Annotated in this window: 12 protein-coding genes and 1 pseudogene; 6 read left to right on the forward strand and 7 right to left on the reverse strand. The window is 69.8% G+C overall.

The window, feature by feature from the left end; all coding sequences use genetic code 11:
* From ACIBK3_RS36555 to ACIBK3_RS36580, 6 genes are all read right to left on the reverse strand, one after another.
* The coding region (locus ACIBK3_RS36555) for an acyltransferase domain-containing protein (RefSeq protein WP_399372033.1) at nucleotides 1–3,939 on the reverse strand (3,939 nt) is incomplete at its 3' end.
* 278 nt (nucleotides 3,940–4,217) lie between these two features.
* Complete coding sequence (locus ACIBK3_RS36560; protein WP_399372035.1) at nucleotides 4,218–5,006, reverse strand: thioesterase II family protein; 789 nt, start codon at nucleotides 5,004–5,006, stop codon at nucleotides 4,218–4,220.
* On the reverse strand, nucleotides 5,003–5,239 hold the full coding sequence (locus tag ACIBK3_RS36565) for an acyl carrier protein (protein ID WP_399372037.1): 237 nt from the start codon (nucleotides 5,237–5,239) through the stop codon (nucleotides 5,003–5,005). The genes ACIBK3_RS36560 and ACIBK3_RS36565 overlap by 4 nt, the downstream gene beginning before the upstream one ends.
* Complete coding sequence (locus ACIBK3_RS36570) at nucleotides 5,236–7,260, reverse strand: HAD-IIIC family phosphatase (protein ID WP_399372348.1); 2,025 nt, start codon at nucleotides 7,258–7,260, stop codon at nucleotides 5,236–5,238. Before ACIBK3_RS36570 ends, ACIBK3_RS36565 begins: the two co-directional genes overlap by 4 nt.
* Before the next feature lie 388 nt (nucleotides 7,261–7,648).
* Nucleotides 7,649–8,020: an antibiotic biosynthesis monooxygenase family protein gene (locus ACIBK3_RS36575; protein WP_399372038.1), complete on the reverse strand. Its 372-nt coding sequence runs from the start codon at nucleotides 8,018–8,020 to the stop codon at nucleotides 7,649–7,651.
* 92 nt (nucleotides 8,021–8,112) lie between these two features.
* Nucleotides 8,113–8,913, reverse strand: coding sequence for an alpha/beta fold hydrolase (locus ACIBK3_RS36580; RefSeq protein WP_399372039.1), 801 nt, complete (start codon nucleotides 8,911–8,913; stop codon nucleotides 8,113–8,115).
* Nucleotides 8,914–9,056: 143 nt separating this feature from the next.
* On the opposite strand from ACIBK3_RS36580, the gene ACIBK3_RS36585 reads away from it, so the two are divergent.
* The 5 genes and pseudogenes from ACIBK3_RS36585 (at nucleotide 9,057) to ACIBK3_RS36605 (ending at nucleotide 14,914) form a co-directional block, all read left to right on the forward strand.
* Nucleotides 9,057–9,656 (forward strand): TetR/AcrR family transcriptional regulator, encoded by a 600-nt coding sequence (locus ACIBK3_RS36585; RefSeq protein WP_399372041.1) that lies wholly within the window; start codon nucleotides 9,057–9,059, stop codon nucleotides 9,654–9,656.
* 861 nt (nucleotides 9,657–10,517) lie between these two features.
* Nucleotides 10,518–10,787 (forward strand): annotated as a pseudogene (locus tag ACIBK3_RS36590) (amidohydrolase family protein); the annotation flags it as partial.
* Nucleotides 10,788–11,048: 261 nt separating this feature from the next.
* Entirely contained in the window at nucleotides 11,049–12,353 is a 1,305-nt protein-coding gene (locus tag ACIBK3_RS36595; protein ID WP_399372350.1) for a hypothetical protein, read from the forward strand.
* A gap of 88 nt (nucleotides 12,354–12,441) precedes the next feature.
* A complete protein-coding gene (locus ACIBK3_RS36600) occupies nucleotides 12,442–13,632 on the forward strand; it encodes a restriction endonuclease (protein WP_399372043.1) in 1,191 nt (396 codons plus the stop codon).
* A 172-nt stretch (nucleotides 13,633–13,804) separates the two neighbouring features.
* A complete protein-coding gene (locus ACIBK3_RS36605; protein ID WP_399372045.1) occupies nucleotides 13,805–14,914 on the forward strand; it encodes a hypothetical protein in 1,110 nt (369 codons plus the stop codon).
* 108 nt (nucleotides 14,915–15,022) lie between these two features.
* Here ACIBK3_RS36605 and ACIBK3_RS36610 read toward each other — a convergent pair whose 3' ends face one another.
* On the reverse strand, nucleotides 15,023–17,599 hold the full coding sequence (locus tag ACIBK3_RS36610; protein ID WP_399372046.1) for a DUF262 domain-containing protein: 2,577 nt from the start codon (nucleotides 17,597–17,599) through the stop codon (nucleotides 15,023–15,025).
* A gap of 431 nt (nucleotides 17,600–18,030) precedes the next feature.
* Between ACIBK3_RS36610 and panD the strand changes: the two genes are divergently transcribed.
* On the forward strand, nucleotides 18,031–18,450 hold the full coding sequence (gene panD / locus ACIBK3_RS36615; RefSeq protein ID WP_399372048.1) for an aspartate 1-decarboxylase: 420 nt from the start codon (nucleotides 18,031–18,033) through the stop codon (nucleotides 18,448–18,450).
* Nucleotides 18,451–18,457: the final 7 nt, after the last annotated feature.

Genomic DNA, 18,457 nt, shown 5'->3' on the forward strand with positions numbered 1-18,457 from the left:
CATGTGGGGGGAGTGGAAGGCGTGGCTGACGTCGAGACGTGTCGTCTTGCGGCCCTGGGCCGCGAAATGGGCGGCGACGGCGTCGGCGGCGTCCGCGTCACCGGACACGACGACGGACCGCGGCCCGTTCACCGCCGCGAGGTCCAGGCCCTGGCCGAGACCGTCGAGCAGGGAACGGACCTCCTTCTCCGTGGCCTGGAGGGCGAGCATGGTCCCGTCGGTGCGGGCGGCGTTCATGTAGCGTCCGCGGGCGGCGACCAGGCTGACGGCGGCGTCGAGGTCGAGGACGTCCGCGGCGTGGGCGGCGGAGATCTCGCCGATGGAATGCCCGATCAGGTAGTCGGGGGCCAGTCCGTGGTGTTCCAGGGTGCGGAAGAGCGCTATCTGGAGGGTGAACAGTGCTGCTTGGGTGTACTGGGTCTGCCGCAGCAGTTCCGGCGCGCTGTTCCACATCACGTCGTGCAGCGGCCGGTCCAGGATCTCGTCGAAGCGGTCACATACGGTGTCGAAGGCGCGGGCGAATTCGGGGAGGGCGTCGTAGAGTTCGCGGCCCATGCCGACGCGTTGGCTGCCCTGGCCGGTGAAGAGGTAGGCGGTTTTGCCGGTGGTGACGGTGCCGGTGGTGAGGTGCGGGCTGCCGTCGCCGTCGGCCAGGGCGGTCAGTGCGGTCAGCAGGTCCTGGGGTGAGCCGCTGGAGATGACGGCGCGGTGGTCGAAGCGGGTGCGGGCGGCGAGTTGGTGTGCTGTCCGTGTCAGGTCGGTGTCGGGCCGGTCTTGGACGAACGCGGCCAGTTGTCGGGCGTGGTCGCGCAGGGCGCCGGTGTTTTTGGCGGACAGCAGCCAGGGCAGGGGCGGTAGTTCGGGTGTGTCGTGTTCGTCGGGTGTGGCTTCCTCGATGACGACGTGGGCGTTGGTGCCGCTGATCCCGAACGAGGAGACGCCCGCCCGCCGCGGCCGGCCCTCCTCGCGACCCGGCCCCCACTCGACCTCCTCCCCAAGGAGCCGAACCGTGCCGTCGGTCCAGTCGACGTTCTCGGTGGGGCGGTCGGCGTACAACGTGCGAGGCAGGAGACCGTGGCGCAGGGCCATGACCATCTTGATGACGCCGCCGACGCCGGCGGCGGCCTGGGCGTGTCCGATGTTGGACTTCAACGAGCCCAGCCACAACGGGTGTTCGGGTGACCGTGCCCTCCCGTACGTGTTGAGGATGGCCTGGGCCTCGATGGGGTCGCCCAGGACCGTGCCCGTGCCGTGGGCCTCCACGGCGTCGACTTGGTCCGGCGTCAGTTCGGCGTCGGCGAGGGCCTGTCGGATGACGCGTTCCTGGGAGGGGCCGTTGGGTGCGGTGAGGCCGTTGCTGGCGCCGTCCTGGTTGACGGCGGTGCCGCGGATCACGGCCAGTACGGGGTGGCCGTTGCGGCGGGCGTCGGAGAGCCGCTCGACGAGGAGCAGCCCGACGCCTTCGCTCCAGCCGGTTCCGTCGGCGTCGGCCGAGAAGGCCTTGCACCGGCCGTCCGGCGACAGCCCCTGCTGCCGACTGAACTCCACGAACATACCGGGGCTCGACATGACCGTCGCGCCGCCGGCGAGGGCGAGCGAGCATTCGCCGCTCCGCAGGGCCCGCGCCGCCAGATGCAGTGCGACCAGCGACGACGAGCACGCCGTGTCCACCGTCAAGGCGGGTCCTTCGAATCCCAGCGTGTAGGCGATCCGCCCGGACGCCACACTGCTGAATTGCCCGGTGAGCAGATACCCGTCGACTCCCTCCGCCGGATCCGACAGCCTCGGCCCGTACTCGAGCCCGTACGTGCCGGCGAAGACGCCGGTGTCGCTGCCGCGCAGGGTGGTGGGGTCGATCCCGGCGCGCTCGAACGTCTCCCAGGCCGTCTCCAGCAGCAGCCGCTGCTGGGGGTCCATCGCGAGGGCCTCGCGGGGGCTGATACCGAAGAACGCCGGGTCGAACTCGCCGGCCTCGTAGAGGAATCCGCCGTGCTGGGTGCTGGACTTGCCGATGGCGGCGGGGTCCGGGTCGTAGAGGTCGTCGTCCCAGCCGCGGTCCCGCGGGAACGGTCCGATGGCGTCCGTGCCCTCCGAGACCAGCCGCCACAGATCCTCGGGGGAGGAGACCCCGCCGGGATAACGGCAGGCCATCCCCACGACCGCGATCGGCTCACCGGGCGTCGCCGCCGCTCGGGCCGTGGCGGAAGCCCCCGCGGACCCGAACCCCGGCCTCGACTCCGCCCCCGATCCCGACTCGAAACCGTACCCGGGTTCGTAGAGCAAGCCGTGCAGATGGTCGGCCAGCGCCTCCGGGGTCGGGTGGTCGAAAGCGGCGGCCACGGGGAGCCGTACGCCGAGGAGCTGGATCAGCCGGTTGCGCAGTTCCACGGCCGCCGCCGACTCCAGACCCAGATCCCGGAACGTCCGCTGGTCCCCGGCGACGGCATCGCCCGGATCCGTCCCGTCCCCGGCGACGTCGGCCGTCTGCGCCCGTACGAGATCGAGCAGCGCGCGCCGCCGCTGCTCGGCCGGCCGCGCGTCCAGCTCCCTCCGCAGTGGCGGGACCGGTTCCGCACCGGCCGCGACCTCGGTCAGGTCGGCGCGCTCGTCGTCGGCCCCGTACTCGGGCAGAGCCAAAGGGGCCACCGCCGCGTCGGGAGCCGGAGCGGCCGCCTCCACCGGCACACCATGGACGTACAGTTCCGCACACGCCGACTGCAACGCGGCCTCGGCGTCCCGTCCCCGCGTGAGTGAACCGATCACCGCGCCTCGGCGGGTCCCGGCGTCCTCCAGGATCTCCTGGACGGCCATCCTCAGTGCCGGATGCGGTCCCGCCTCAAGGAACACCTGGTGTCCGTCGGCGAGCAGCGACCGCACCGCCGCCTCGAAGCGCACCGGGGTGCGCAACTGCCGGGCCCAGTAAGCGCCGTCCAGCTGTTCCGGGTCGAGCGGCCCGCCGGTGGCGGACGAGTAGAAGGGGATCCGGGCCTCGGCCTCGGGACGCACCGTGCGCAGGCCCGCCGTAAGCCGGTCCATGATCGCGTCGACCTGGCGTACGTGCACGGGGAAGTCGGCGGGGATGCGCCGGGCCCGTACACCGTCCTCCTCCAGCGCCGTCAGAAGTCCGGCCAGGGCGTCCGCGTCGCCGGAGACGGTCACCGAGCCGGGGCCGTTGACCGCCGCGATGTCCACGCGGTCCGCCCACGGGGCCAGCCGGGCCCGCGTCTCGGCCTCCGGCAGCAGCACCGCGACGATGCCCCAGCGGCCGGAACGGTCCTCGGTCAGGGCGGCACCCCACACCACCGCGACCCGGAGGGCGTCCGGCAGCGACAGCGCGCCGCAGGCGTGGGCGGCGGCCATCTCGCCGATGCTGTGCCCGACCACCGCGGCCGGCTCCACACCACGGGACCGCCACACCGCCGTGAGCGAGATCATCACGGAGACCAGGGCGGGCATCACCACGGCGGCCGACTCCAGGGGCGGTGCCCCCTCGGAGCCCCGCAGCACGTCGGTCAACGACCAGTCCACCAGCGGCGTCAGAGCAGCCTCGCAGGCCTCGACCGACTCCCGGAAGACCGGGTCCTCGTCGAGCAGGTCGGCCGCCATGCCCGCGTAGTGGGCCCCGACTCCCGGGAAGACGAAGACGGGCCCGGCGGCGCCGCCCGCGTCCGCCGACAGGCCGAGGTGCAGCCCGTCGGCGGTGCCGCCCGCGGCGAGCACGCGCAGTGTGGCCAGGAGGTCGTCGCGGTTCCGGCCGACGACCGCGGCCCGGTGGCCGGCGGCCGTGTCCGCCGCGCGAAGGGAGGCACCCGCGGCGGCGGGGGACAGCGACGGTGACGCGTCCAGCAGCTCGGCCGCGGCGGCGGCCCGCGCCCTGAGCGAGGCCGGTCCGGGCGCCGATACCGGCCACAGCACGACGGGAAGGGGCTGAGCAGTCATCGTCTACCGTCTCCGAGTTTCGGTGATACGGGTGTTGAGGCGTCGAGGAGTTCTTGGAGGGGGCCCGGGCAGGGGTTCCCTTGGGGCCCCGGAGTCCCGGAGTCCCGGAGCCCCGGAGTCCCGGAGTCCCGGGGCCGAGTCCCGGGCTCCCTGGGTTTTGGGGTCCCGGAGTCCTGAAAGTCGGGTCTCGGTGTCCGGGTGTCCGGGTGTCCGGGACTCCGGGGCTCCGGGGTATGGGCCCCGGGCTCCGCGATCCCGGCGTCGGGAGGCGCGCTCCGTCAGCTCCGCCCCACCCCGGCCGTCGCCGAAAGGAGCGACCCGACGAGGCGGAGGGTGAACGTGGGGGACTCGCGGTGGAAGAAGTGGCCGCCGGGCAGCGTGAACACCCGGCAGTCCGCGCTGGTGTACCGCTCCCACTCATGCGCCTCTTGGGAGGTCAGCAGCGAGTCGGCCGACCCGGTCAGCACACGCAGCGGAACGGGCAGCGGCACCGACAATGGCCCGGACTCCGAGGCGGGACGACTCTGCGCGAGCCGCAGGTCGTCACGGAGCAGCGCGGTCATGCGGTGCAGCCACTGCGGATACTGCAGCATCTGGTCGGGCATCCCACCGAGGTCGCGCATCCACCGGGTCAGCTCGTCGTCGGAGACCTGTGCGGCGGGGACCTGGTGGCGCGGCGCGTGCGGAGGCGGACAGGCCCCGACAAGGAGCTGTTCCGGCAGCCGCCGCCCGAGGACGAACCGCCGCCGGGTCAGGGCGTACGCGATCATCCCGCCCAGGCTGTGGCCGTACAGCGCGAACGGCTGACCGAGCAGCGGGTCGAGGGCGTCGTCGAGGTCGTCGACGAGCTGGTCGAAGTCGTGGACTCGCGGCTCCCGGGCCCGATGCTCCCGCCCGGCCAGCTGCACCGGTATGACCGCCACCGAACTGCCCAGCGCGGTCTGCCATTGGGCGAACGAGGAAGCGGCGCCGCCCGCGTGGTGGAAGCACAGCAACCGCAGCGCGGCCGGGTCGGGGTCCCGTTGCCGGGGCAGCAGGTAGGGCGAGTGCCCCACGATTCCCGTCATGTCCCGGCCCCCTGCACCGTCAGTTCGTAGATGTCGTGCAGGCTGGTCGCCTCCAGGACCCCGGGCATGGACACCCGGTGCCCGGTCTCCCGCTCGATGGCGGTGAGCAGGGTCAGCAGGTGCAGCGAGTCCCAGCCGGGCAGTTCGTCGAAGCCGCCGCGGACGGTCTCCGGGGTCAGGGAGAGTCCGATTTCGCCGTGGACGAGTGCGAGGAATTCGTCGATGTTTCTCACTGGTTCAGCCCTCCCAGGCTCAGGGTCAGCCGGATGTGCTCCGGCGGTTCGGCGATCTCCGCCAGGTCGTGCCGGAAACGGACCGCCCCGGAGGCCCCGGCAGCCCCGGATACCCCGGCAGCATCAGAAGCGCCGGAGGCCGATCCGTCGGAGTCCGATGCCCCGGAAGCCGACGCCCCGGAGGCCGAAGCGGTCCCCACCGGCCGGAATCCGTTCCCGGGATAGAAGCCGCTGACCTTCCCGTTCTTCGCGGTCGGCCGGTACTCGGCCCGTACGGCCCGCAGCCCCTGCTCGCGCGCGTGCCGCAGGACGGCCGAGAGACAGGCCTGTTCGATGCCGCGGCTGAACACCCGGCAACTCAGCAGGAAGTTGTCGATGTGCAGCTCGTCGCCCTCACGGTGGGCCAGGACCGCGCCGACGATGCCGTTGTCACCGAACCGGTCGGCGGACCGGATCGTGAGCACCAACGCCCCCGCCGTGGACGCCAGTTCGGCCACGGCAGCCGGCTGCAGCCGCCGCGTCGTCAGGTTGAACTGGTTGGTACGCAGGGTGAGTTGGGAGACCCGACCGATGTCGGGTCCCTCGGCGTCCGCGAGCCGCACCCGCACGTCCAGCTCGCGCAGGTAGTCGTCGAGCGAGGAGAAGCCGTCCAGGAAATCCTTGCGGTCCAGCTCCTCGCGGTAGCGCGCGGGCCGCTTGAGGTCGTCGGCCGTGATGTCCCGTACGTCGAACCAGCCGTCCCGCAGCACCTTTTCGACGTGCAGCGCCGGATCGTCGTCGAGGCGTACCACCGCCGTGTCGGGCAGCTCGCGGACGACGAGACCGCACTCGTAGGGGCTGTCGTCGGCGAAGACGAAACTGTCGACGCCCACGTTCAGTTCCGCCGCCAGCTCGCGCAGATTGTCGTGCTTGGGACGCCAGTTGGCGACGACCCGCACGAAGTCGTCCTCGCGCAGCGTCATCGCGGGGTGCTCGCGCAGCACCTGGCGCACCGGGTCGAGGTCGTTCTTGCTGACCGCCGCGAGCAGTACGCCCTGCGAGGCGATCTGCTTCGCCGCCTTCTGCAGGGCGCGGAACGCCTCGCCCCGGTAGCTGTCGGCGACCTCGATCCCCTCGATGCCGTCGTCGCCGAGCACTCCACCCCAGACCGTGTTGTCCAGGTCGAGCACCAGGCACTTCTTCGCCCGCCCGGTGAGCCCGCGCAGCAGATGGGCCACCTCACGGGCGTACGCCGCCTGCAGCTGGGGCGACAGCTGCGTCTTGGTGTAGACGCCGAGCCGCGCGTCACGCAGCGGCAGCTCCGCACCGAGCAGCGGGTCGAGGTCCAGGACGGTCAGCGCGGGCCGCTCCTCCATGAGGCGCAGGAGCCGCGCGTTGGCCTCCCGCCAGACCGCGCCGAGCCGGGCCCGGTCGTGCGCCCCGACCAACTGCGCCGACCAGGCACGTGGCAACGGCAGTGTGTTGAGTACGAGGGCTCCCGTGCCGGTGTCGGCGAAGACGGCGGCCATCCGCTCAAGGAGCGCGAGCTTCTCGGCGAACACCCGCTGTACGTCCTCCGGCGTCCACGGCACCGGCACCTCGTCGAACACCATGGACGCGTCGAGCAGGCACACCACCGCGTCCGGGCGGCCGGCGTACAGCTCACTGCGGGGATCCGACAGTTCGAAGACATAGCTGCCGAAGTCGGCGACCTGGGGACTCAACAGAACGCCGTGGCGGGCCAGTTCGACGGTCAAAGGTGCGGTGAGGCCGGACACGGTGCTGTGTCCGGTGAGCGCCACCTTCAGGACCGGCGTGTCCGGATGCTCCTTGAGCACGTCGTCGACGCCGACCCGCGCCAGCAGGTTCCCGGCGCGCCGCACTTCGTCCGGGTTCCCGCTGTCGACCAGGGCTTCGACCAGGCCACGTACCCGTGGATAGCGGGCGGCCACCAGTCCCCGCGCGTGCAGCGACGGCAACGACTCGTCCCCGCCGTCGTCCGGCTCCGCGTCCAGCGTTTCCTGCCCGGCCTTCTCGACCATCCCCAGCTTCCCCCATACGTCGGATACGACGCGGGCCATCGTTGGGGAGACGCCTAAAGCGGCTCTAACAGCGGTCTAGTGCATGAAGTCGCGGCCCGCCGCTGGGGGGTGTCGCATGGAGCAGGCGGCTCGGTGCCGGACCGACGCCGTGGCCTTCGGCCGTCACCCCGCCTCTCGCACTACGGCTTTTGCAGGTGGGCGGCGCCCGCCTCGCCCCGGAGGCCGACCGCCGCGCCGAACCCGGACCAGGCCAAGCACTTCGAGTACCGGCCGGTCGGACAGAGGGAACAGACCGGCGTCATCGGCGTGAGTCGTCCGCGGCCCAGGGACTGCCGTTCGCCACCCATCGTTGCGTGGCGAACGGCAGCCCGGAATCGGGGAGCGGCCGTCATTCCCCTTCGCAGACGCCCTCGACAGCGCACTTCTGGTACAGGTGCGGGTGGGCGACGGTGCCGGCGGGATACTGCTCCAGGTGCGAGGCGAACTCCGGCGTACCGAGCGCTGCACGGAGGTGCCCGGTGGATTTCCAGACCGCGACGTTGGTGAAGAGCCGGCTGCCGCCGATGCCCCGGTACAGCTGCACCGAGAGCAGGCTCCCCGACTTCTTCATGTATTCCGCGTCGTCCGTCCAGGCGGCCAGCACCTCGTCCTCCTTGCCTTCCGGGGCGACGAACGTGTTGATGACGGTGACCGGTCCGGTCTCCTCCTTCTGCTGGTCGCGGAAGTCGGTGGACGCGTCGAGGTGGCCGAACGTGAGCATGATTCCTCCAAGAACTCGCGTGTGGTGAGTTGTGATCAATGGGCGGCCCGGGGTGAGGGGCCAGGCCGCTGTGCCCCGCCCCTGGTGTGCGTTCAGGCGTTGTGCCTGTCGAGGAAGTCGGTGATGAACTGCAGCCACTCGTCGGTCCGCTCCAGCATCGGCAGGTGGCCGGTGGCTATTTCAGCGAGCTGGGCGCCGGGGATGGTCTCGGCGAGGTGCCGGTGCAGGGCAGTGGAGACGAGCCGGTCGTCGGTGGTCGAGACGACCAGGGTGGGGACTTTGAGGCCGGCGAGGTCGTCCCGGACGTCGACCTGGCCGACGAGGTCGGTCTGCTCGGAGCTGCCTTCGGCCGCACCGGCGGCGACGTAGCCGAGGGTCTGCTGCAGTTGCTCGGCCGGCATCGACTCCAGTGCCTGGGTGCCGAGGGCCATCATGAGCTGGAATTCGGCGAGCAGTTCGCGGTCGCCGGACGCGGCGATCTTGCTCCAGACCGAGGAGGCGAGCGCGAGCCGGTTGTCGCGGTGCGGGAAGGCGGCGGTCAGGACGAGTGCGGTGACACGTTCGGGGTGGCGGGTGGCGGCGCGGACGGCGACCGGACCGCCGAGGGAGTAGCCGGACACGGCGAAGCGGTCGAGGCCCTCCGCGTCGGCGGCGGCGACGAGCTGGTCGGCGAGGTCGTCGACGGACAGCGGGGTGGTGGAGCGGGGGGTGTCTCCGCTGCCGGGATAGTCGATGCCGACGACGGTGTGGCGGGCGGCGAGGGCTTCCAGGACGGGGCCGTAGGTGCCGGCCAGGCTGCTGCCGGCGCCGTGGGCGAGGAGCAGGCCGGGGCCGGAGCCGAGGCGGGTGCGGGCGAACGTGGGTGTGGGTGCGGTCTGGGTGCGAGGTGACATGGCCGTCTGCCTTTCGGATGCGCCGATACGCGAGAATCATCCAGTGCGTGTGATTACCCTCCAAGGTCTATCACGCAGGGCGTATGATTTGGGCCTGTGACGTCAATCACACGCGCCGTATGATGTGCGGGTAGGGTGGCGGCATGAAGCAGCCCCTCCACCGCCGTCAGCCGACCCCGGGCAACCCGCGCGTGCAGCGCACCCGCAACCGCGTACTGGCCGTCGCGCGGGAACTGCTGCCGCAGGTCGGACCGGCCGGACTGACCTACGCCCTGCTGGCCGAACGGGCAGACGTCACCCGCCAGACCCTCTACCGGCACTGGCCCACCCGAGCCGCACTGCTCTTCGACCTCGTCCTCGAAGGCCCCGACCTCGGCACCTACCCCGAACCGGGCAGCGACGTGGGTGACGTGGCCACCGCCTGGCTGAAGAGCCTGCGCGCCGGCGTCAGCGTGCCGGCCGTGCGCACCGCGGCCCTGGCCGTCACCGCCCAGGCCGACCACGACCCCGACAGCGCCCGGGCGCTCGTCCGCATCGGCGAAGACCGCTACATCGGCTTCAACAGACTGCTTGAGCCCTCGGGCGTCCAGATCAGCGAAGACCAGTTCACTCTGCTGTACGGGCCCGTCCTCGCCAGGCTCTTCCTCGACCGCGGCCAGGTCACCGACGCCTTCATCGACGCCGTCGTGGCCCAATGGCTCACCATGCTGCGGCGTGCCGACGCACCGCAGGACTCCCAGTAGCAGCCACTGGCTTCATGGAAGCTTCATGTGCTGAGTGGTAGGTGCTTTATGAGCCGGCTGTTGCCTGGCGGTCATGCACGTACTCCTTGTCCCGCCGGTGGACAGCGTTGATCAACCTTTCCGCGGCACCTGACCACGCCGGTTGACCCCACGCTGTCCGGTCCCGTCGTGATCGGCGCGTTCCTTCGTCCGGGGTCGGTGCCGTCGCTCACGGGTCCGCTCCCCGGCCGACTGCCTGCCGACGGGGCCACGTCAGTTACCACGCATAAGCGCGGGATCGTCCTGTCGGCGGCAACTGGCGCGGCCCAGGAGCGACTTACTCGCTCGTACCCTCCAATCGGCCCGCACCGCGCGCACGCCCTCGCGTGGAGGCAGCGGCCTCCATTACCGCGGAGAACCAGCGCCGTCCTGCGCAGGCCCTGCCCAGCCTGGCGACCGCGCCACGACGCACGCGCACACGATCTGACTCGCACTCAGAACGAAGAGGAGCCCTGGAATGAACCTGCGACGGAACATCTCGCGTCGGAGGATGATCGAAGGGGCATCGGCCGCGGCGCTCGTCACGGCGGCTGCGGCCACGGTGCCTGCTGCGATGGCCAGTCCGGAGGCGGCAGCGTCCGGGCCGGGGATGCCGACGGGCAACTGGCGTATCGACACCCACGCGCACTACTCGCCCGACGTGTACAACGACTACCTGAAGCGCTACGGCCTTCTCGGGGCCATTACCGGGGCGTACGGTCCGTGGTCGGTCGATCGGCACCTGGCCTTCATGGACCAGTACCGGATCCAGGCCGGCGTCCTGTCGTTCGGTGACCTCCAGGTCACCGTCGGCCCGGTCGACGACCAGCACGCCACCGCCGCGCGGTCAACGACTACGCCCGCGACCTCGTGCAGACCCGCGGTGACCGGTTCGGGATCTTCGCGGTCACCCCGATGCCCGACATCGAGGGCTCGGTGGCCGAGGTGGACCGCGCGCTCGGCGAACTGGATCTCGACGGCATCTGCCTGCTCACCAACTACAAGGGCACCTACCTGGGGGATCCTTCCTTCGCGCCTCTGTACGAGATCCTCAATGACCGCGGTGCCTACGTCTACCTCCACCCGACAGGTCCGGAGGTCAACCCGGCCCCGAAGCTCTGCTTCGGCCCCGACATCCCGGCCAGGGCGACCTCGGAGATCAGCCGGGCGCGGCGGCGTTCGGTGTCGGCGAGGGCTGCCGCCAGCTCGACCGTCGACATCGCCACCATGGCGGCGCGGCACCCGGCAGACCGCATCGGCGTCATCGTCAACTCCCTGCGCACCGCCGCCGACCTGATGCGCCGCATGGAACGTGCCGGCCTGGTCTTGTCGGACGTCAGTCGTAGGCTGTTCTGGGAAAACAAGGGGGAGACGATGATTGACTACCGCAAGGCAACCGTTCCGGTGTGGACGCTGGCGACTGGTGACGTCCGCGTGCCCGCATTGACCGGAGACAAGCCGATGACGGCTGAGCGCTTGGGTGAACTGCGCAGCGTGCTGGCCGCCCTTGCCGACGAGCCGATCGCCACACTTGAGCTACATCCGCTGCCCGACAAGCTCGACCGCAGCCGAGGCATCCCGCTCGATGCCGTGAGTCCCCTGGCACAGCACTTGTCGCAGCTCGTCACGCAGTCAGCACGGAGTTCCTCCACGGCGACCGCTGCCGGCGAAGGCCTGTATCGCATGGTGGTTCCGGCGAAGGTCGCCGCCCAGTTCGGTCAGGGCATCGTTCGCCCGATGGCGGCGAAGGGAGCGGCCGGTGACATCTACGGTGCACTCGTGAACTCGACGACGGGCCGCATCGCCGCCGGCGCGAAGTTCGTGCCGGTCGGCAAAGCGGCGGCAGCGGGCGCGGTCGGTGGAGCCGGTGCGACAGCCGGCGTCGCGGCCGCCGGCAGCGCGGCGCTCACCGTGGCCGCGCCGCTCGTGCTCATGGCTGTGGCGGTGGGGGTGAGCGCGAATGCCGACTCCAAGCGCCAGGAGGCCATCGAACGCATCACAGAACTGCTGGAGCAACTGCACGATCAGAAGCTCGATGACGAGCGCAGCGAACTCGACGGCTGTCGCGATGCCATCGACAAAGCCACCGCCATTCTGCTCGACCAAGGCAAGCTCGGTGTCTCGCTGGGACTGGACTCGGCAGTGCATGCAATCAACACGGCGCTGGGCCGCGCTGACCGTCGCCTGGCCCAGTGGCAGAGCGCACTCGACAAGTTGCCCGACGGCGAGGCCGTCGAGATCGGCACGCTGACCAAGTCGTTCCCCGGAGTCGACGAGGATGGCGGCACCTTCCGCGCCCACCTCGAACTCGCCGCCCTGGCCATTGCGCTGAAGCGGCGGGTCAATGTCCTGCAGGCCGTCGAGCATGCCCAGAACGACGCTGACAACCTTTTCGAGAACTTCACCCGCGCACTCAAGCGCGACCAGCAGCGCCTCGACGAACTGGAGTCGGGTATCGCCGGGGTCCTGGTACGCCTGTCGGCGCTGGAGCTGGCACGCCCGAACGGTTTGCGACCCGTCTTCACGACCGGTGAAGTAGATCGCCTGATGCGCGCGACACACCGGATTCACCAGCTGGGTGACGGCGTCACGGTCAACAGCCGCACGACAGACGTGGCGATTGAGATCGCCCGCGACAAGGACGGCTCGGTGGTCGTGTTCCCTGCGCTGCCCGCGTAGGCGTGTGCGCCCTCGCACTCCCTTGGTGAGTGGTACGGGGCATTCCGCACCGAAACCTGGGCCGTACGGGGAGTTGATGCAAAATGGCATGGTGTCAAGTCTCCGCAGCGACCCTCGCACCTCCGCTGCCGTACGCGGCAGCGGCTGGGTCAGCAACTCACCGCAAGCCGAACAGTTACTGACCCAACTGGGCCCGGGCGAACGGGTCGAGTTGCTGTTCACCACTCTCCGCTTCCACGGCGCACTGACCCGTCGGCGTCTCCTCCTTTGGCGGGGCACCTTCAAGGTGGAACACATGGAACTGTGCCGCCCCCTCACCGTCCTGGCGAGGGGGAGCCAGTCCCGGTTCGGTGAGACGGTCGTTCTCGACGGCCCCGAAGGCGCGGTAGAGCTCAAGGCCCTTTCCGCGGCCGTGGCCCGCGCTTTGGTCGCCGCCCGCCGGCAGGGCGATGGCAGCGCTCCGGCTGCTCCTCCGAACCTCGCGCAGGGCGACCGCAGTGCCTCTGGGACGCTCGGCGCTCACCGGGCGGGGGCCGGCCGGGCGTCCACACCTCCGCATGCGGAAGAAGGCGACGGCTCACAGGAGAGGGTGTACCGCGCGAGAACCATCCGCACATGGCAGGACGCCGAATTCGCAGCCGTCGACCACATGCGCAGCCTCGGCTTCACCGACGCGCGGGTGACGGGTGCCGGCGCGGACGGGGGTGTCGACGTGATCGCCCGGGACGCAATCGCGCAGGTGAAGCACTACAGCCAGCCGATCGGTGTCGGCCCCGTCCGAGAACTGCGGGGGGTGGCGGACTCGCACCATCACCTGCTGTTCTACGCGTCCGGCGGCTATACAGCCCGTGCCCTGCAGTTCGCCGACGACAGAAAGGTCGCGCTCTTCTCCATCCAGGAACCCGGACACATCACGCCACTGAACGCGGCAGCGGCTGACTTGTCCGCTCGGCGCCAGGCGGTTTCCGGGCGCGCCCAGGCGCCGAACTCACGCGCGACTCAGCGTGCCGCCGAGTTGGAAACCCAGCGACAGACCGTGCTCCGCCTGATCACTCGCGTCCGTGCGCACACGGATGAGGTCCACGCGCTGCCGTCCAACCGGTACACCAAGGACCTCATCAAGAATCTGAAAGCGGCGCACAAGCTGACAGAGCGGGCGGAATCCCTCTTGTCCAAGTCGCGGGCGGACTTCCAGACCCATGGAGGGCGGAAGCGGTTCATCGCCCTGGCCGACGAGAAGGCCCGCGAAGCCGCCCTCAAGCTGGGGATGCGTGCCTGACGGAACCGGCACGCCCGTGCGTGCGAGGCGCCGCATTTTCGCTCCCGCAGATGTCATCACTCGCCAATGCCGGCGGTTCCTTCCCGGATCTCGCGCCAGGACGCATGCTGTGGGGGCAGGAAAATATGCCATTCTGATGTCCAATCAGGACCAACGTGCATAGGGTCACACCATGGTGGGGCTGGTAACACTGCGGGGGTACCTTCTCGAAGAGGTCCTGGCCTGGCTGCTGCGGTCCAGTGGGTACCGTCTACTGACGGAGGACGACGACCAGGCCAGGCCGCCGTGGAAGGTGTTGGAGAAACGCAAACACGGACTGGTGGTGCGGGGGCGCGGGGCCTGGCATCAGGCGGACACACTGGGAGAGTTCCAGTACGTGCCCCCGTTCTCACTCCCGATCCGCCTGTTCGCCGAGGCGAAGTTCATACGCCCCAAGGTCGGTCTCGCCACCGTGCGCAACGGCCACGGTGTCGTGCATGACCTCAATGAAAACGTCGTCACCACCTTGGGCAACGGCTCCGGCCCGCACCGCCCGAGGGCGCGCTATCACTACAGCTACGCGATCTTCTCGACATCAGGGTTCACCCAGGATGCTCAGGAGTTCGCGCTTGCCCACCAGATCTCTCTCATCGACCTGTCCCTGCCCGACTTCCAGCCGCTGTGCGACCTGGTGAGGGTGGCGGCCAAGTCGGTCTACGACGCGATGAAGCCTATGCCGCCGAGTCAGCGGCCCACCGTGTACAAGATTCGCAACTACTTGCGTCGGCACCTGCTGGACCTGTGGGACGAACCCGCAGCCGATGCTTCCTCGGTGACCGATCCGCTCGACATCTTGGCGGCGGGCCTGCGCCGCCGGTCGTCGCTGGGACTCGTCCTGGCCTTTCCCGCCGCTCCTTTCGTCCTCGGGCTTGTCTCCGACGATCTCAATGCCTTTGTCAGATACGCACGCGAACAGCCCACTCACGCCGTCCGCGTACACAGGAGCCACCGCTCGGTGGGGCATCCGCTGTGGCTGATCGAACCGCGCGCAGGTCCTGCCTACAGGCTGACCTTCAGCCTGCCGGAGCAGGTCGAGGCATGGATCCTGGACCAGGAGGAGGAAACACGATCCCGCACTCACTGGATGACGCGGAACCTGCTCGCCGCCATCACCATGTACTGGGTTGACGAGAACTACCCCCATACCTTCCAGCTTCAATACAGCTCGAGCGAGTTTCGGGAGGTCAGCGGAAGGCCGGGACCGTCCCTCAGCGACTTCGGTGAGACACCCGATCTCTTCTGACGAGGGCACGGGCCAAGCCCGTCGACGTCGAGCGTACGGCCGGCAGGAGCCGGGAGGCCGAGCGCCTTGCGGCGACGGCCATGACGGGGAGGGACGGGCGCTCGCCCCTCAGGCTGTGCCCCGGCCCTCCCAGCGGTCCCGGAACCACGCCAGAGTCTTGGCGAGCAGTTCGCGGTTGTGGTCTTTCTCCAGCAGCGACAGGCGGAAGTTGGGACGCAGTTCCAATTTGCCTTCCGGGATGTCGACGCCCTCCAGCTCGTTGAGCCGCCGGAGGAATTCGGCGCGCAGTGTGCGGTCGGTGAACGGTTCGCGTGCGGCGAGGTGCTGGAACACCACCTCCACCGTGCCGCCCCGCCCACCGCCCGGATAGAGCGTCAACGGCCAAATGCCGCGGCCCGGCGCACCGGCCTCTCCGAGCATGAGGAACGCGCTGGTGATGACGTGGCCCGACCCGTGGCCGATCCAGCCGCCGAGCCCCTCCCAGTGGGAGAAGAGTGCATGTACGGCCCCCACCGTCTCGGAGGAGTCGTCCGCGGCGAGCTGGCGGAAGAACCGGTCGGCGCGCGTCTCTCCGTCCTGGCCTTCCCGGCCGCGCTGTGCGGTGTCCTCACCGTCCGACTGGTCGTCCTCGGTACCGGCGACCAGCAGGGCGAGATCGTCGGCGGTGACGCGCTGCGCCGGATCGGCGGCTCCGTTGACCGTGAAGCGGACGCCGTCCGCGATCAACCGGGCACGGACGTCGCCTCCCTCCTCCGGGGATGCCCAGCGGAAGCCGCCGGAGACCTTGCCCTCGGAGGTGAGCACCCGGTAGGCGTTGGCCACCCCCGGAGTGTCCGCCAGGTGGTTGCCCACGGCCTGGGCACCGGACCCGAGGAACGCGGCGAGGTCGCCGTAGGACGTCCAGGTGCCGTGGGGGAGCGCCGCGAGCACCTGATGGGCCAGCTGCCAGTCCCGGCTGCGCTCCGCCCGGCCGACTCCGCGCAGCGGCGCCGGCCACAGCGTGATCGCGCGGTCGGCGAGCTCGTCTGCGCGGGCGCGGATCTCCTGCGCGCCCCAGCGCTCGGTGGCGGCGATGCGCCGGTTCATCTCCAGGTGGCTGCCCTGCAGCAGGTCCTGCTTGCGCTCGAAGGGGTGGTTGGACAGCTCCGAGTTGACCGCGGTCAGTGTCAAGTTCCCGAGCGTGTGCCGCAGGCGGACGTGCAGATCCTCGGCCGTGTCCACGCCGGCCGCGTCCTCGCTGAGCATCCGCAGCCACTCGTCGCCCGCCGACTGGGGCAGGACGTGTTCGATGGTGAGCTGCGCGGCGGCGAAGTCCACCGGCTCGGGATGCTCGTAGCTCTCCTCCAGGCGCTGCAGCACCATCTTGCGCTGGTGCCAGCGTCCGTACTGGTAGAAGGGCGCGGTCCGGATCTTGTCGCGCAGTTCGTCGTCGTCGGGCCAGAAGCGGTTGTCGGCGGAGAGAAGCTGATGCAGGCCGTCGGCGACGGGCACGTCGAGCGGGAGTTGTCCAGGCATGGCCTGAAAGACCCTGTTGAGGTTGTTCGTCGGCACCCGGCAGACCATCCGGCGCACCAGGAAGCTCTCGATGTACGACATCGCGCGTGCCGTTTCCGAAGAGTCGAGCCCTCCCCGCTCCCGCCGCTCGAGAAGCAGCATCAGCGCGGGGTAGGTGACCTGTGCCTGCCAAGCGTCCAGGCGGTGCAGATGGGCGCGGACCGCTGCGTCCGGCTCCTCGTCGGGGTGGAGCAGCCGACGGAAGAGAGCGCCGTGGCGGTACAACTCCCTGATGTACGCCTCGATTTCGCCCTCGGTCACCTCGTCGCGCTCGAAGCGCTGCTGCTGAGCCGCGTAGAGGTCCTGGCGGCGCACGCGGTCGTCCCCGTCGAGCACCAGCTGCAGCCACATGAGCTGTTCGAGCTCGTCGTTGCTCAACATGTTCTGCAGCGGCAGCCAGTAGGTCTCGTAGACGTGCTCACCGCGGGTGGGCAGCCGCATGAACAGGTAGTTGCGCAGCAGGTCGGCCTGACTGAGCTTGAGACCGGTGTTGTTGAGGGATTCGAAGATGCGGTGCACGTTGTCGCCCCGCTCGGCGGTCACCGCAACCAGAGTCAGCCGGGACGTGATGGCCTGCTCGATGCGGAACACGTCCTGCGGGGCGGCCGGATCCTCCGCCTCGACGAGCTTGCGGCGGAAGAAGCCATAGGCTGCGGCGACGTTTCCGCCGGCGACGGCCTGCGCAGTGAGCGGGCCCCGAATGTGCGCGGCGAACTGCGGCCGGTCTGCCTGGGTCGGTAGCAGCCGGAAGTGGTCACCACCGCTCTTGCGCTTGTTGATCAGGTATTCCTCGGCGATGCGCTCGGCCTCGTCCGGCTTGGCGTCCGCGACGTGATCGCGGATCGCGGCCAGGGCGAGGGAGAGCGTGGTCAACCGCTGCTGACCGTCGACGACGAGCCAGCGGGGGAACGTCGCCTCGTTCTGCGGGGACGGCGCGAGCACGACGGAACCGAGAAAGTGCGCGCTCGCCCGCTCTCCGGACTCGAGCAGTTCGGCCTGCTCCAGGATGTCGCTCCACAGCTGGCTGAGCTGCTTTTCCGTCCAGGAGTACGTCCGCTGATAGAGAGGCACCTGGAACTGCTGCGCCCTCCCCTGCACGAGATCGGCGAACAGCGTCTCCTTCGCCTGCATCGTGTTCCCCCCTAGGTGATTGGCCCCGATGTGGTACGTGGGAACGACCATAGGGCTTCCGCCGGCAGTCGCGGAGATGTTCCAGCCCTTCCTGGGCACGCACAGCGGCGCGTGGATTCGGTCCAGCTCGTCCAGCAGGGCGGGGGTGAAGCGCGTGTCGGAGAAGGAGCGGTCCCCATCCTCAGTGACGGGGCTCTCAGTGCGGTCATCAGCGCCGTTCCGTAGCCTGGTTCGGCCTGTCGACCTCAAGGACGAAGCGGGTGTCTCACGATTCCTGCATGTCCGCCCGGCTGTGAACCAGCAAACTCAGTAATCGGTCAGCGTCGGTACCGACGAGCAGGCGGGAAACAGTTCGAAACCAGCCGTTGTAGAGTGAAAACCGCCCTTGACCTGCACAAGCAGGCAGGGAGCCGACCGGCAGGAGCACCCAAATGCTGCGTACTCTCTTCAAATCCAAGATCCACCGCGCCACCGTCACCCAGGCCGACCTGCACTACGTGGGATCCGTGACCATCGACGCGGACCTGCTCGACGCCGCCGACCTGCTGCCCGGTGAGCTCGTGCACATCGTCGACATAACCAACGGGGCTCGGCTGGAGACGTACGTCATCGAGGGCGAGCGTGGATCCGGGGTGGTCGGGATCAATGGGGCCGCCGCTCATCTCGTCCATCCCGGCGATCTGGTGATCATCATCAGTTACGCTCAGATGACCGACGCCGAGGCACGGGAGTTCGCACCCCGAGTCGTGCACGTGGACCGCGACAACCGTGTCGTGGCCCTGGGTACCGACCCGTCGGAGCCGGTGCCGGGCTCGGATCAGCAGCGCAGCCCGCAGGCCGTGGTGGCCTGACCCCTGA

This window comes from Streptomyces sp. NPDC050287 (assembly GCF_044459385.1).
In the GTDB taxonomy this organism is placed as follows: domain Bacteria; phylum Actinomycetota; class Actinomycetes; order Streptomycetales; family Streptomycetaceae; genus Streptomyces.

Bases quoted from the DNA above. Each gene is read 5' to 3' on its own strand.
- ACIBK3_RS36595 (WP_399372350.1), top strand. From the start codon at position 11,049: ATGATTGACTACCGCAAGGCAACCGTTCCGGTGTGGACGCTGGCGACT.
- ACIBK3_RS36585 (WP_399372041.1), top strand. From the start codon at position 9,057: ATGAAGCAGCCCCTCCACCGCCGTCAGCCGACCCCGGGCAACCCGCGC.
- ACIBK3_RS36605 (WP_399372045.1), top strand. From the start codon at position 13,805: ATGGTGGGGCTGGTAACACTGCGGGGGTACCTTCTCGAAGAGGTCCTG.
- panD (WP_399372048.1), top strand. From the start codon at position 18,031: ATGCTGCGTACTCTCTTCAAATCCAAGATCCACCGCGCCACCGTCACC.
- ACIBK3_RS36610 (WP_399372046.1), bottom strand. From the start codon at position 17,599: ATGCAGGCGAAGGAGACGCTGTTCGCCGATCTCGTGCAGGGGAGGGCG.
- ACIBK3_RS36600 (WP_399372043.1), top strand. From the start codon at position 12,442: ATGGTGTCAAGTCTCCGCAGCGACCCTCGCACCTCCGCTGCCGTACGC.
- ACIBK3_RS36580 (WP_399372039.1), bottom strand. From the start codon at position 8,913: ATGTCACCTCGCACCCAGACCGCACCCACACCCACGTTCGCCCGCACC.
- ACIBK3_RS36575 (WP_399372038.1), bottom strand. From the start codon at position 8,020: ATGCTCACGTTCGGCCACCTCGACGCGTCCACCGACTTCCGCGACCAG.
- ACIBK3_RS36570 (WP_399372348.1), bottom strand. From the start codon at position 7,260: ATGGTCGAGAAGGCCGGGCAGGAAACGCTGGACGCGGAGCCGGACGAC.
- ACIBK3_RS36560 (WP_399372035.1), bottom strand. From the start codon at position 5,006: ATGACGGGAATCGTGGGGCACTCGCCCTACCTGCTGCCCCGGCAACGG.